The 13927-nt window shown below is 49.0% G+C and carries 9 protein-coding genes and 1 pseudogene; 6 read left to right on the top strand and 4 right to left on the bottom strand.

Translation table 11 applies throughout. The features are described 5' to 3' along the window. Window positions 1-75: 75 nt before the first annotated feature. Entirely contained in the window at window positions 76-1551 is a 1476-nt protein-coding gene (nagE, locus tag CRG97_RS20410; RefSeq protein ID WP_098746820.1) for an N-acetylglucosamine-specific PTS transporter subunit IIBC, read from the top strand. 91 nt (window positions 1552-1642) lie between these two features. On the opposite strand, the gene CRG97_RS20405 is transcribed toward nagE, so the two are convergent. From CRG97_RS20405 to CRG97_RS20395, 3 genes are read right to left on the bottom strand one after another with little or no spacing between them, the layout of a single operon-like run. After that, the gene (locus CRG97_RS20405) at window positions 1643-2782 is read right to left on the bottom strand and encodes a Ger(x)C family spore germination protein (protein ID WP_098746817.1); all 1140 of its coding nucleotides are present in this window, start codon (window positions 2780-2782) and stop codon (window positions 1643-1645) included. Beyond that, window positions 2779-4191, bottom strand: coding sequence for a spore germination protein (locus CRG97_RS20400; protein ID WP_098746815.1), 1413 nt, complete (start codon window positions 4189-4191; stop codon window positions 2779-2781). Before CRG97_RS20400 ends, CRG97_RS20405 begins: the two co-directional genes overlap by 4 nt. Beyond that, entirely contained in the window at window positions 4188-5294 is a 1107-nt protein-coding gene (locus CRG97_RS20395; RefSeq protein ID WP_098746813.1) for a GerAB/ArcD/ProY family transporter, read from the bottom strand. Before CRG97_RS20395 ends, CRG97_RS20400 begins: the two co-directional genes overlap by 4 nt. Window positions 5295-5518: 224 nt before the next feature. Between CRG97_RS20395 and CRG97_RS20390 the strand changes: the two genes are divergently transcribed. After that, window positions 5519-6895: an amino acid permease gene (locus CRG97_RS20390; RefSeq protein ID WP_098746811.1), complete on the top strand. Its 1377-nt coding sequence runs from the start codon at window positions 5519-5521 to the stop codon at window positions 6893-6895. Here CRG97_RS20390 and CRG97_RS20385 read toward each other — a convergent pair. Next, window positions 6892-7527 (bottom strand): LysE family transporter, encoded by a 636-nt coding sequence (locus tag CRG97_RS20385; RefSeq protein WP_098746808.1) that lies wholly within the window; start codon window positions 7525-7527, stop codon window positions 6892-6894. The two genes, CRG97_RS20390 and CRG97_RS20385, sit on opposite strands and share 4 nt — an antisense overlap. 243 nt (window positions 7528-7770) lie before the next feature. Here CRG97_RS20385 and CRG97_RS20380 point away from each other — a divergent pair. The 4 genes and pseudogenes from CRG97_RS20380 to odhB all read left to right on the top strand — a co-directional run bounded on the left by CRG97_RS20380 (window position 7771) and on the right by odhB (window position 13701). Next, a pseudogene (locus CRG97_RS20380) lies at window positions 7771-8281 on the top strand (metallophosphoesterase family protein). A 117-nt stretch (window positions 8282-8398) separates the two neighbouring features. Beyond that, window positions 8399-9301 (top strand): DUF72 domain-containing protein, encoded by a 903-nt coding sequence (locus tag CRG97_RS20375; RefSeq protein WP_237566518.1) that lies wholly within the window; start codon window positions 8399-8401, stop codon window positions 9299-9301. A 243-nt stretch (window positions 9302-9544) separates the two neighbouring features. Beyond that, complete coding sequence (locus tag CRG97_RS20370) at window positions 9545-12421, top strand: 2-oxoglutarate dehydrogenase E1 component (protein WP_098746802.1); 2877 nt, start codon at window positions 9545-9547, stop codon at window positions 12419-12421. Window positions 12422-12426: 5 nt separating this feature from the next. Further along, a complete protein-coding gene (gene odhB / locus CRG97_RS20365) occupies window positions 12427-13701 on the top strand; it encodes a 2-oxoglutarate dehydrogenase complex dihydrolipoyllysine-residue succinyltransferase (RefSeq protein WP_098746799.1) in 1275 nt (424 codons plus the stop codon). Window positions 13702-13927: the final 226 nt, after the last annotated feature.

Below are 13927 nucleotides of genomic sequence, written 5' to 3'. Positions count from 1 at the left end.
GGTTATTCATTCGACGCATTATGTAAACGATTTCATTGAAAAGCTAAATTATTGAAGTTTGAAAGGATGATTGACATGCTGGCTAAATTGCAAAAGCTGGGCAAGTCCCTTATGCTGCCGGTGGCCACCTTGCCTGCGGCAGGTATCTTGCAGGGGCTTGGAATGATCGACTATCAAAAAGATATACCTTTGGGTGCCCTAGGCGCTTTTCTAAATCAATATGTAACTCCGTTCATGACCTCTGGTGCCCTTGCGATTCTGGATAATCTGCCGTTTATCTTTGCGATCGGCGTTGCAATCGGGTTCGCCGGAGACGCCGTTGCGGCTCTATCTGCTCTTATTGGGTACATGGTGCTTACAAGAGTGCTGGAACAAGTACCGCTGCAAATGCCGTTTATACCGGATGACGTGAAGCTGAATATGGGAGTTCTTGGCGGTCTCTTTGTCGGTATGTGGTCCGCTTACCTGTATAATAAATTCCACAAGATTAAAATGCCGGATTGGCTGGGCTTCTTTGCGGGTAAACGCTTCGTTCCGATTATCACAGCAGCCTCCACGATGGTGCTTGCGGTTCTGATCGGTATGATTTGGAGCCCAATCCAGGATGGCATTTCCGTCTTCGGCAACTGGGTTGTCGGCCTTGGAGGCATCGGATCGTTCATTTTCGGTATGGCCAACCGCTTACTGATCCCTCTCGGTCTTCACCACGTATTAAACTCCATCGCATGGTTTCAGATCGGCGATTACACCAATACCGCGGGCGAAGTTGTTCACGGCGACCTGTGGCGTTTCTTTGCGGGAGACCCGACGGCTGGTATGTTCATGTCCGGTTTCTTCCCAATCATGATGTTTGCGATGCCGGCTGCGGCGCTGGCCTTTATGCATACCGCCAAGCCGTCCAAACGCAAGCTCGTCGGCTCCATCTTTATCGGTTCGGCAGTGGCATCGTTCCTGACGGGGATCACCGAACCGCTTGAATTCGCGTTCATGTTCATTGCTCCGGTGTTGTATTTGGTGCATGCGATTTTGACAGGCCTTTCCGGATTGATCATGTATGTCCTGGATGTGCATTTGGGCTTCTCGTTCTCGGCGGGCCTGATCGATTACCTGGTGAATCTGAAGCTGTCTACCAATGCTTGGCTGCTCCTACCGGTAGGTTTGGCTTTCGGTGTCGTGTACTATCTGCTGTTTAGAATCCTCATTGTCAAGCTGAACTTGAAAACACCTGGACGCGAGGAGGACGACGACGTGGATACCGTTTCTGACGATGTTGGAACAGATGCTCAGTCACCATCCGGCGCAGCTTCCAAAGAGTCCAAGGCGGCCAAGGTTCTGCAAAACATCGGCGGAGAAGATAACATTGTCAGCGTCGATGCTTGTATCACTCGCCTTCGTCTGGTTGTTAAGGACGAGAAGGCTGTTAAGGATTCGGAGTTGAAAAAGTTAGGAGCATCTGGTGTCATGCGTCTGGGTCAAGGTGCGGTTCAGGTTGTATTCGGACCGCAGGCGGAATCCATTAAAGACGAGATCAAGGATATTATGAAAAAATAAAGGAACAACAAAAAAGAAGCAGGCCGATAAAGGTCTGCTTCTTTTGTAGTTTTCACATTTCGGGCAAAAGCAGCTGGTCAATGACGGACGTTTATCGGTTCAAGCTTCTGCGCTGTCCCCAGTATCGCAGGTTGACGTCAACCTCAAGTTCAAGCGACGTTTCATCGTAGATCTCCTTTTTCTGTTCCACTAATTTCTTCCAGAGCTTCGGATCGGTTCGGTACAATTGGAGACATAGCTCGTAGGGATCCGCGTGTATCAATGCAGCTTTATGGAAGGTATTATGCATTTCTTTTCGCAGGGTATCTTCGGTTAACCGCTTCATCTCCTTAATTCCCACCTTCTTATACATATTCTGCACCGTCCCGATTACGTTAAGCTTGATTCGATATGACGCATCGTTTGGTTTACGGATAACTTCAATGGATGATTGGGGCTTCTCCAGCCGTATGCTCCCGACGGCTTCGTCGTCCGCCTGAACAATGACTGCAGCATGGGTTTGAGGCGAGGCTAGCCAGCGTGTACCCAACAGATCGGATCGTTTGAGCCAACCCATCAATTCCTTGTTCTTGATCAGAAAACCGCCGTTCACTTCTAAAATCGGATGCTGCTTCAGATTTTCCGACCAGTTCTGATTTGAAATATGGAGCGAGGGCAATACGACGGTAGCGGCTTTCTCCCGGTAGAGACGAATAAAGTTCACGAATTGAATCGGACGTATAAACGAGAATTGGACATAGCTTTCTCTGGGTTCATGAAGCAGCGAGTGCAGAGGTGAGAGCTGAAAGAACGGCGATACCGTAAAGAGGTCCTCCATATTGTCCTTGGTGCCATAGATCCATTTCGTATAACGGATTTCCTGCGAACGGTTGGTCAGGTCGAACACTTGGGACAACTGCTTAGGTTTTAACACCGCTTCCGTAAGCACCAAAGCCGTGACATGGCCCCAAGAGACCCGCTGCTGATTCGATGTATACAAATCGATTAGGGCTTCAGCCAAAGTGGTGCCGGTTCCTCGGCCGACCCAAATCGGCGCTTTCTCAGTTGGCTTGCTGCTTTCTTGTTTGGCAATCGTTGCGAAGTCCAGCATCTGCACATAGATGATATACTTGTCGTTCTTATAATCGACGCCCAAAGCCGTGATGTAGTTGATATCCTGCACTTCTTTGTTGTCCCAGCAGCCTGAGATCAGCAAAGATCCTATACATGCGAGTATCCATACACGCTTCATAGGGCTCCACCCTTTTTTCGTTTACCCGGAAATCGCATGAGATTGCCAATGATTTTGGATAAGGAAAAAGGCGAGAAGGGGGCGAGATACGGCTGTCCATATGGATTATGGTGGGCTGCATACTGAACGATCAAGAATACCGATATGAAAAAACCGAATAACCCGAATACCGAGGAAAGGGTAAGGACAAAAAAACGAAAAATCGTCTGGGTCACAACAAAATCCTGATTGGAGTGGGTTGACCCGGCAACAAAAGCCAGTGCGCCGATCACCGTCATCGTTGGGGAGAAAAAACCACCCCGAATCGCGGCGTCACCAATGATGATACCGGAAACGACCGTAATGGTTGACGCGATTGGTGAAGGCATCTGCATACCGGCTTCCCGCAGTAGGGTAAGTAGAAACAGGATGATCAGCATTTCAAACCCGGTTGGAATAGGAAGTCCAAGCCGCGTGTTCGCGACCGTGGCGAGCAGCGGGAAAGGGATTTGATCCTGATGAAAGGACAGCAAGGTAATATAAAATCCCGGAAGGAAAACGGAAATCAGGAACCCAACCAGTCTGAGAATTCTCCATGGGATAACGAAATAAAACGGCATCTGCGGATCCTCTGCGGCAAACAGGAGCTGCATAAAACTGGCAGGTGCAATTAATACTACGGGACTTCCCTGCATAATAATGACCAATCGGCCGCGAGTTAAAGAGTCATAAGCAAGATCGGTCCTTCCCGTATAATCGAACATGGGAAGCACCGTGAATCGATACGGCGTTAGGTGCTCAGCGAGCTCGCCCATGCCTACGGGTGAGTCGCCGGAGAAATCATTTAGCTTATCCACGATGGCTGTGACGGTCTCTGGGATCACCTTGTCTTTTAAGTACATGATGCCGACAGTGGTTTTGCTCTTGTCACCCAGCTTGAAGGAGGAATATACGAGTCCGGGTGATTTTAGCCGTTTGCGAATGAGCGATACATTGATATCCAATTCCTCGACGAACCCGTCACGAGGACCTTTGATCGAGGTCTCTGCGGCACTTTCCTCCGGCGAACGCCCAATGCTTTTGGATGCGCTATAAGAATATAGCTTATTGTCCTTAGGAAAATACAACGCAACATAACCTGAATATACAATATCATCAACCGATTCCACATTAGCCTCGGATGTGTCAAGAGTAAGATAATATTCCAGATGGTCGGGATCAAACGGATGCTTCTGAGAAACGGATATATTCCATTCCTTGCTAATAACAGGCAAAAAGATTTTGGACATCAGTTGAGAATCGCACATCATCGGGTTGTAAACCATAATCGCCCATGGCAGCATATCGCCTTCTTCACCAGGATATGTCGTAATATAGATGTCATCGGAATCGGCATAACGATCTCGGAGTTGCTGTTCCGTTATATTCATTGCTGGGATTCTCCTTTCGATGAATGTGAGTTCTGTTGTTGGGATGGTTTATGGATCAAAAAGAACAACAGGAGGCTTAAGATGGTAATATAAGCGGCGGATATGGGCAAAAAATAGTCTGCCATTGCATAATACATTTTGGGATTGCTGATCGGTGAAGCGCACATAATAATAAGCAGCGTTGAAACGGCTAATATGCCTACGCTTTGCTTGGACTTGGGAAGAATGGTTTCACAGAGCAAAAAAATCGAGATGGATATGGAGACATAAGCTCCGCTGAGCCATTGGAAAATCGACAAAAAGTCGACATGCTCTACGAATTTGCCCAGCTTTACGAGACGCCACTGTTCATAAGCCGGGTACCGTTGGAGCCCCATTTCTTCAGGTCCAAATTCGGCAATGCCGCCAACGGTGGGTCCAAACGTCAGGAAGATCAGAACCAGATGGATGAGCAGGATCGTAACAAAACTGGGCTTTTTCTGAAGGTGGGGGCGTAAGAATAAAATCAATATAAATTGGGACAGTCCACCGAACATGACGGGGATTCCGCTTAGAACCGGCTGGAAGCCGTCCTCAAGGACGGGCAGCAAATAATTGTAGTTTTTCACTTTCAGATTGGCCAAGGATACGAATATCCCCAGTAATACGACAAAAGGAAGCAATATTCCGGCGGAAACGCCAATGGTCTTTATGCCGTGATTAGCGCTGACAATACATAACACTAAGAGTACCAATGCGGTGGCAATGACAGGGGTTTGGATCATATAGGTCGACTTTGTCCAATCGATAACTTCCTTTAAGGTATAAAAGGCAAAAGCGAAAAAATATAAACCGGACAAACTCATCGCCAATATTCGAGCACCTTTACCACTGCTTTCGTCAAGTGCCTGCGTGATGGAACGATTGCCGATTTTTTGGATGATCCCGTAAATAAGCAGAATCCAGGGCAGGAATAATACGGCCGACACGATAATGGTGATCCAGGCATCCCGTCCGGATTTCTCCAGAAGCACAGGTATGATCATGACATGATTGGTCAAGCCGGCCGTAAGCATCATAATCATAAATGCCTGATTCGTTGGAATACCGCGAGTTCCTGACATGTGTGATCCCCCAATACAGCTTTCTACCGTTTAGAGTTCTCGGGGAACAACCAAAATATGCGAGAGAACCCAGCCACAGACTGGATATGAGCATAATTCCATGGCTTCTCTTTTGCTAAAAGGCATTTTTAGGTTGAGATAGGCGGTACATAAATCACGGAGGTTCCCTTCATAATAAGGAAAGTTTTGAACGAACCCATAACAATAATCTGGAGGACAGAACCGTGAACAAAGGGGCGAGGACGGAGGCAGGGAACTTGAGATGGTGGCAGCTATCGCTGCTGGGAGTTGCATCAACGATCGGCACAGGGTATTTTCTCGGATCCGCTTTAGGTATTCGGCTTGGAGGACCGGCTTTTCTTCTTTCTATTATATTAGCGGCGACAGCCACCTTCTTTGTGTTTGATGTGCTGTCACGGATGACGGCCGAGGACCCGCAGAAGGGCTCGTTCCGGACCTATGCCAAAAAAGCCTATGGCCGATGGGCAGGCTTCTCTACAGGGTGGATGTACTGGTGCTCCGAAGTGTTGATCATGGGGAGCCAGATGACAGCGCTGGCGATTTTCTCTCGCTTCTGGTTTCCTGGTGTTCCGATGTGGATATTTGCGTCAGGTTATGCCGTATTGGGACTGTTTGTCATCTGGATCGGCAACAAAGGCTTCGACCGGCTGGAGAATGTATTGGCTGTCATTAAGGTTGCCGCGATTGTCATGTTTCTCATCATTGCTACTGCCGCCTTGATGGGGTGGTTAAAAGGAGGGTCGAAGCTGCACGTTCCGGGCAGCATAAACGCATTTTTTCCGGCAGGCGGCATAGGCATGTGGTCGTCCCTGATTTTTGCGTTTTATGCCTTCGGCGGAATTGAAGTCATGGGGGTCATGGCGATTCGCTTGAAGAATCCGAAGGAAGCGCCCAAAGCGGGTAGAGTGATGATTCTGCTGCTCTCCATCGTATACGTTCTTTCTATTGGCATGGCCGTGATCATGGTGGCCTGGAATCAATTCTCCACGACCAAAAGTCCCTTTGTTGTGGCGCTAAGCTCCTACCACCTTCCTTTTATCCCGCATATATTTAATGCTGTCTTGATTATAGCCGGTTTCTCGACCATGGTTGCCTCGTTGTATGCTGTGACCACGATGCTGGTTACCTTATCCGAAGATAAGGACGCTCCCAAACTGTTTTCCAGGAAAAAGTTTAAGCGGGATACGCCCATATATGCACTTTCCCTTACAGCTATCGGATTGATTGTATCCATTGTGTTGTCTCTGCTCATGCCAGGCAAGATTTATGAGTATTTGACCACGGGTGCAGGACTTATGCTGCTGTATAATTGGTTCTTCATTCTCATATCGGCAGGTCGACTCATAGAGCTTACGGTTTGGGGCAAGATCAAAAGATACATCGGGATGCTCTTGATCGCGGCTGCCGTCAGTGGAACCGCACTGCACCCTATGAGTCGCCCGGGGCTCTGGATCAGTCTTGGGTTTATCGTGGTAATCGGTCTGGTTGTCCTATGCATGCGCTCCGTGTGGAAAAAATCCGGTCAAGGCCACGTCAGGGAGGCGGACAAACCCAAGTTTCGCCCGAAGCCGGCCCGTTAGAATATGAGCGGATATAGCAGCGCAAGAGCCCGAATTCCAAAATAAACGCCAAAGACGATTAACGAGATGCCGGAAATTATGGAGATCAGGGAGAGCGCTCTATTGCTCAAATATCGGCGGAATACACTGCCGAGCGCAGCCATGAACAAATCCCATAGCACAACCCCGGCGATGACGGCCACGCTGTAGAGAAACAGATTGGCGGATCCGTCGTCCGCTGCGGTTTTAACGAGAATAGAGCCGTAGATTCCGAGCCAGAACAGGATCGTCATCGGATTGGAGACGGACAAGAGAAACCCGGAGAGCATGCTTTTCCATAACGAATCTTCATTGTTTTCTTGACTGATCGTCACTTTATTGGCATTCAGGATGCTTTCAAGCCCCGAATAGATAAGAACAAAGGCACCGAACAGCCACAGAAAGGTCTGCATGAACGGCGTATTCAGAAAGTGAACAACGCCCAGGTAGACCAGGATCATATAAAGGATATCTGCCAGGACCGCACCGATTCCGAACAACCATGCATGCCAAAACCCTTTCTTAATCCCCTTATCGAGCTGTGCTGCATTGACCGGGCCTACGGGGGCTGAAAGAGAAAGTCCCAGAATCATGTAGCTAATAAAAATACTCATTGACTTCCACCTCTCGTCATGAACATGGATATGAAAGCTTGTACCTTCATGCTCGTACATTCTATTCAGCACCCGGACAAACTAAAACTTATGATTGGAAATTTTTTCTGTCTGAAACAGACCCACAAACCGCGCAGCTCACCTGCGCGGTTTTATTTGAATTCGTTTATTTGGTAGGATATAGGTTAGTGTCAGACAGCAGGTATCTCAGCATTTAATATGATGAAGAAGGGGTCGATCAAGATGAGTTTTCCATTTCGGATTACGGTATTGTCAGACACCCATATGCCAAGAAAAGCGAAAGAGCTGCCCAGCCTCGCTCCTTGAAGATGTGAGGCATTCGGATCTTATTCTTCATGCTGGTGACTGGTCTAATTGGGAGCTCTATGAACAGCTTAATCAATATGCTCCGGTGGAAGGAGTAGCCGGGAATGTTGATGACGAGCGGATCATAGAACGGCTAGGTTACAAGAAGCTGGTCGAAATCGAAGGCAAACGCATCGGTATTGTGCATGGGCACGGACAGGGAGGAACAACCCCCTCCCGCGCAAGAAAAGCTTTTGCGGACACGGAGGTGGATTGCATCTTGTTCGGCCACTCTCATATACCGTTTAAAGAACATGTGCAAGGGGTGCTGCTGTTCAATCCCGGTTCCGCCACGGACAAAAGACGGCAGCCCCGGTATTCCTATGGAAGGATACACATCGTGAACGGAATGCTGGAGGCACATCATATTTTTTATGATCAGAAGTGATTGTGATGAAAGCAGTTGGTAAAAACAGTAAGGGGTTGCCTGCTTTTGAAATTTCCCGTATGCGGTTAATTAATAGAAGTCCCCGATATGGTAAATCATGTGGATGAGAGGATTGTTATGTTAAAGGAAGAAAAGAATGAGCATGTGATTCAGGTGGGTCTGTCCGGATGGGGAGATCATGACAAGCTGTATGATGAAGGGGCGAGGGCCGCAGACAGGCTGGAAATGTACAGCCGACATTTTCCCATCGTGGAGATGGACAATTCGTTCTATGCCATACCGTCACCGGAACAAATGAATAAGTGGGCAGCTGCCGTCCCAGACCACTTTGGTTTTATTGTAAAGGCTTATCAAGGCATGACAGGTCATGCACGCGGCCAGGGTAAGGACAGATACCCTAGCGTCAAAGCGATGTTTGATCATTTGCTCACATCAGTTGAGGAATTGCGCGCTGCGGACAAATTAAGGACCGTTCTGTTTCAATACCCGCCCTGGTTCGGGTGCGAACGCAAACATGTGGACATTCTGAAGCGTACGCGGGAGTGGATGAAGGATGTACCCGTAGCTTTGGAATTTCGGCATCAGAGCTGGTATGCGCCAGAGTTTCGGGAGAAGACTCTTGAGTTTATGCGAAGCGAGGGCTGGATTCACAGCATCGCCGACGAGCCGCAAGCGGGCATTGGATCCGTTCCGGTCGTGCTTGAGACATCGGGTACAGAGGCTGTGATGATCCGGATGCATGGTCGTAACGCCGAAGGGTGGCACTCCAGCGGTCAGCCCAACTGGCGCGAGGTGCGGTATTTATACCGTTACAGCTTAGAGGAATTGGAACAGTGGAAGGTATGGATAGAGAAATTGCTTGAGAAGTCGAAGCAATGCTGGATTATATTCAATAACAATTCGGGAGGAGATGCTTCCGACAATGCCAAACAGCTTCTCCAGCTGCTGGGCATGGATACCGGACCTGAACCGCTGCGGCAGATGGACTGGCTGGAAGTGGATGTTTTTTCGGATAAATGACTTTAATTGGAAACCTATACAAAGAATTGGTGGCTTAATGGACAAATCGTCAAAAAATTGACGCAAATTCATCTGTTTCTGAGATCATTATTATATATAAAGGGTATTTTCGGTATTGAGGCCAAGTGTATTATAATGTAATCGTAAGAAAACGTTTATTTAATGTAAAATGTAGTATGCAGAATGTAAAATTAGAAATTCCGTCCTTGAGCAATCAAAATAATCTGACGGAGGGAGTCAGCGATGAAGACCCTTGACAGAATGACAGAGGGACCTTGGCAGAAATATCATGGTCCGAACTTGGGGTACATTCAAGATCAGTATGAGAAGTTTTTGCAAGACCCGCAATCTGTGGAGCCAGGATACCGTGAGCTGTTCGCCAGCTGGGGACCGCCTCCATCTTTGGAAAACAATGAAAAGAAAGCGGATTCGCAGGGACAAGGTGTTAGCTATGACCCGCAATTACTGAAAAAAGGGGTAGCTGCCGGCAAACTGGTATGGAACATTAGAACCTATGGTCATCTGGCCGCCGACATTGATCCAATTGGAATTGGAAACGAAGCTGACACACGTCTGCTTCAACCAGAAAGCTACCAACTCAGCCAAGCGGATTTGGCAGCCCTGCCTGCAGAGATCGTCTGGGAGGAGGCTCCTAGCGATATCAAGAATGGCTTAGAGGCAATCCAGCGGCTGTTACAACTATATACAGGCTCCATTGCCTATGAATTTAGCCACGTTCACGATGAAGAAGAACGCAAATGGCTCAACGAGCAGGCCGAATCGGGACGTTATTTGTCCGCCATGAGCGTAGAAGAGCGCAGGGGGCTTTTGAAGAAGCTGCTTGAGGCCGAGCAATTCGAGGAGTTCCTGCACCGCACATTCGTAGGTGCGAAGCGCTTCTCGGTTGAGGGCAACGAAGCACTCGTACCGCTGCTTGACGAAATCGTTCGCCAAATGGCCGAGGTGGATGTCAACTCCATCCTCGTAGGGATGGCACACCGTGGTCGCTTGAACGTCCTGGCTCATGTACTGGGCAAGGATTACAGTAAGATTTTCTCGGAGTTCATGCACTCTCCGAATAAACATCTCGTTCCATCCGAAGGCTCCATGGGCATTAACTACGGCTGGACAGGTGACGTGAAGTATCATTTGGGTGCGGACCGTTATTTGAAGAAGGATGAAGCACGACAGGTTCGGATTACCCTTGCGAACAACCCGAGTCACCTGGAATATGTCAATCCGGTGGTAGAGGGCTTTGCTCGTGCTGCTCAGGAGGATCGCAGTGAAGCGGGATATCCGAAGCAGGATGTAAACAAAGCGCTGAGCATTCAGATTCATGGTGATTCCGCGTTCCCTGGCGAAGGGATCGTTCCGGAAACCCTGAACTTTAATAAACTGCCAGCGTTCCGTACGGGTGGATCGATTCACATTATCGTGAACAACCGTATCGGATTTACGACAGAAGGCAAGGATTCCAGATCGACTCATTATGCGAGTGATTTGGCGAAAGGATATGAAATTCCGATTATCCACGTGAATGCCGATGATCCGGAAGCATGTATCGCGGTTGCTCGTCTTGCAAGCGATTATCGGAACAAGTTCAAGAAGAGCATTCTGATTGACCTTGTTGGCTACCGGAAATATGGCCATAACGAAACTGATGATCCGGAAACCACCCAGCCGCTTATTTATCAGAAGGTGAAGAACCATCCAACTGTCAGCACGATTTATATGAAGAAACTGGTGGATGGAAACATTCTGACCCAAGAACAAGTGGACGGTTTGAAGAATAGCGTTCTGGAGGTCTTGAAGAATTCCTACGAGAGCGTGAAGTCGAAGGATCCTGTTGATCAGATCCTGCTTGGTCTGAACGCGACCGACGGTAAATCCAAGACGGAAGTAGCTACGAATGTATCTGCACAAGTGCTGCGCGGGATTAATCGCGAGCTCCTGCAGTGGCCGGAAGGCTTTACGGTATATCCGAAGCTTCAACGTATTCTTGAGCGGCGCAGCAATTCGCTCGACGAAGGCGAGAAGGTGGACTGGGGCCATGCCGAAACGCTGGCTTTCGCTACGATTCTTGCAGACGGCAAGCCAATCCGGATTACGGGACAGGATGCCGAGCGTGCAACATTTGCCCATCGTAACCTCGTGCTTCACGATGCGGTTAATGGAGAGACCTTCTGCCCGCTGCACCGGTTGCCGCAAGCTAAGGCTTCGTTCGCGATCCATAACAGCCCGTTGACTGAAGCAGCCGTTGTTGGATTTGAATATGGCTACAACGTGTACTCTCCTGAGACTTTGGTTATCTGGGAAGCGCAGTATGGCGATTTCGTTAACTGTGCCCAGGTTATCATTGACCAGTTCATCACAGCCGGCCGCTCGAAGTGGAGACAGAAGTCCAGCTTGGTCATGCTGTTACCTCACGGGTATGAAGGGAATGGTCCTGAGCACTCCAGTGCAAGACTGGAACGCTTCCTCCAGCTGAGTGGTGAAGATAACTGGACGGTTGCGAATCTGACTTCCGCTGCCCAGTATTTCCATCTGCTGCGCAAACAGGCTTCCTTGACCGAAACGGAAGATGCCAGACCGCTGGTGATCATGGCTCCGAAGAGCTTGATTCGTAATCCGCGCGTGGCATCGCCTGTGAACGCGTTCAGTGAGGGCGGTTTCCAGAAAGTGATGGAGCAGCCGGGTCTTGGTCAATCACCGAAGAAGGTGGAACGCCTTGTTCTTTGCTCGGGGAAAGTTGCAATCGATTTAGAGGACGCACTGGATAAGCAGAAGGATCAGGATCAGTCCTGGCTTCATATTCTTCGTGTGGAACAGCTGTATCCATTCCCGAAAGAAGAAATTTCCCGTGTGATGCAGAAGTATCCGAACCTGAAAGAGATTCTGTGGGTTCAGGAAGAACCTCAGAACATGGGCAGCTGGAGCTTCATGGAACCAAGAATTCGTGAAATTGCACCTAAAGGCACAGAGGTCCGTTACAGCGGACGTCCTGAGCGTTCGAGCCCTGCTAGCGGCTATCAGGATGTTCATGCTTATGAGCAACAGACCATCATTTCTTTTGCCCTTAATCGTAAAACTATAAATCAACAGATCTCATTGGGGAGGTAGCGGCTGTGAGCGAAATTACTGTACCAGCTATGGGCGAATCCATCACCGAAGGAACAATATTCAAATGGCACGTTAAAGAAGGGGATAGCGTTAACATCGGTGATGTGCTGCTCGAGTTAGAAACGGATAAGGTTAATCTTGAAATTAGCGCAGAGTCTGAAGGCGTTGTGGAAAAAATCCTTCGTCAAGAAGGGGAGAATGTAACGATCGGTGAAGTGCTCGGTCAAATTTCTCCACAGGAAGGCGTTGCAAGCGCACCGGCACCGAAGGCTGTTGAAGCTCCTGCATCCGCGCAAACGGAGACTGCTCCGGCACCCGCGGCAGAAGCACCGAAGCCGCAAGCTCCGGTACCGGCTCAGAACGAGGAAGGAGCGGGTCTGACTGCATCGCCATCCGCACGCAAACTGGCTCGTGAACGCGGGATTGATCTGGACCAGGTACAGGGCCGCGACCCGATCGGTCGGATTTACCATGATGATGTGAAGAATCATAATGAAGCCAAGCAGCCTGCAGCACCAAGCAAGCCTGCAGCTTCCACAGCTGCTCCGGCAGCACAGGCTCCGGCTGCTGAGTATGGAAAGCCGGTAGAACGCACTCGTATGTCTCGTCGTCGTCAAACGATTGCGAATCGTTTGGTCGAAGCGCAGCATACGGCTGCCATGCTGACTACCTTTAATGAAGTAGATATGACAGCGATCCTGGATGTTCGTAAGCGTCGTAAGCAAGCTTTCCAAGAGAAGCATGACGTAGGCCTCGGCTTCATGTCCTTCTTCACCAAAGCGGTTGTGGGTGCGTTGAAGAGATTCCCGCATCTTAATGCCGAGATCGATGGCGATGATATTGTTGTGAAGAAATTCTATGATATCGGTATCGCGGTATCCGCGAAAGAAGGACTTGTTGTTCCAGTCGTTCGCGATGCAGATCGTCTTGGCTTTGCCGAGATTGAGAAGGAAATCGGCAATCTTGCTGCGAAAGCTCGTAATAATGCCCTGTCCTTGTCTGAGCTGCAAGGCGGTACATTTACGATTACGAATGGCGGCGTGTTCGGCTCGCTGTTGTCTACGCCGATCCTGAATACGCCTCAGGTGGGTATCCTCGGCATGCACAAAATCCAGCTTCGTCCGGTAGCCATTGATGCAGAGCGTATGGAGAATCGTCCTATGATGTACATCGCACTGTCTTATGATCATCGGATCGTTGATGGTTCCGAAGCGGTTCGCTTCCTGGTTACGGTTAAAGAGCTCCTTGAAGATCCAGAGTCGCTGCTATTGGAAGGTTAATATCCGCCCAGAGATGTGCATAAATAAGAAGGCCGCATGGATATAACCATGAGGCCTTCAAAGTATCCAGAAACCCAGGTCATTTTACGACCATGGGTTTCTTTTTTGCATTCAGGTAGAAATCAATCGATGAGAGGAAGGGGACTCCCCCGTTTTTCCTGGTGATCCAGGTGGATCGCCATCTTCTCCATGTACTGCGCGTCTGCTGTCATCAAGGCTTGTTCCT

Source organism: Paenibacillus sp. EZ-K15 (genome assembly GCF_002573715.1).
Classification (GTDB): domain Bacteria; phylum Bacillota; class Bacilli; order Paenibacillales; family Paenibacillaceae; genus Paenibacillus_AQ.
This window is presented reverse-complemented; position numbering and strand designations above follow the sequence as displayed.

Coding starts and splice junctions, on each gene's coding strand:
- nagE (WP_098746820.1), top strand. CDS start 76: ATGCTGGCTAAATTGCAAAAGCTGGGCAAGTCCCTTATGCTGCCGGTG.
- CRG97_RS20405 (WP_098746817.1), bottom strand. CDS start 2,782: ATGAAGCGTGTATGGATACTCGCATGTATAGGATCTTTGCTGATCTCA.
- CRG97_RS20400 (WP_098746815.1), bottom strand. CDS start 4,191: ATGAATATAACGGAACAGCAACTCCGAGATCGTTATGCCGATTCCGAT.
- CRG97_RS20395 (WP_098746813.1), bottom strand. CDS start 5,294: ATGTCAGGAACTCGCGGTATTCCAACGAATCAGGCATTTATGATTATG.
- CRG97_RS20385 (WP_098746808.1), bottom strand. CDS start 7,527: ATGAGTATTTTTATTAGCTACATGATTCTGGGACTTTCTCTTTCAGCC.
- CRG97_RS20375 (WP_237566518.1), top strand. CDS start 8,399: ATGTTAAAGGAAGAAAAGAATGAGCATGTGATTCAGGTGGGTCTGTCC.
- CRG97_RS20370 (WP_098746802.1), top strand. CDS start 9,545: ATGAAGACCCTTGACAGAATGACAGAGGGACCTTGGCAGAAATATCAT.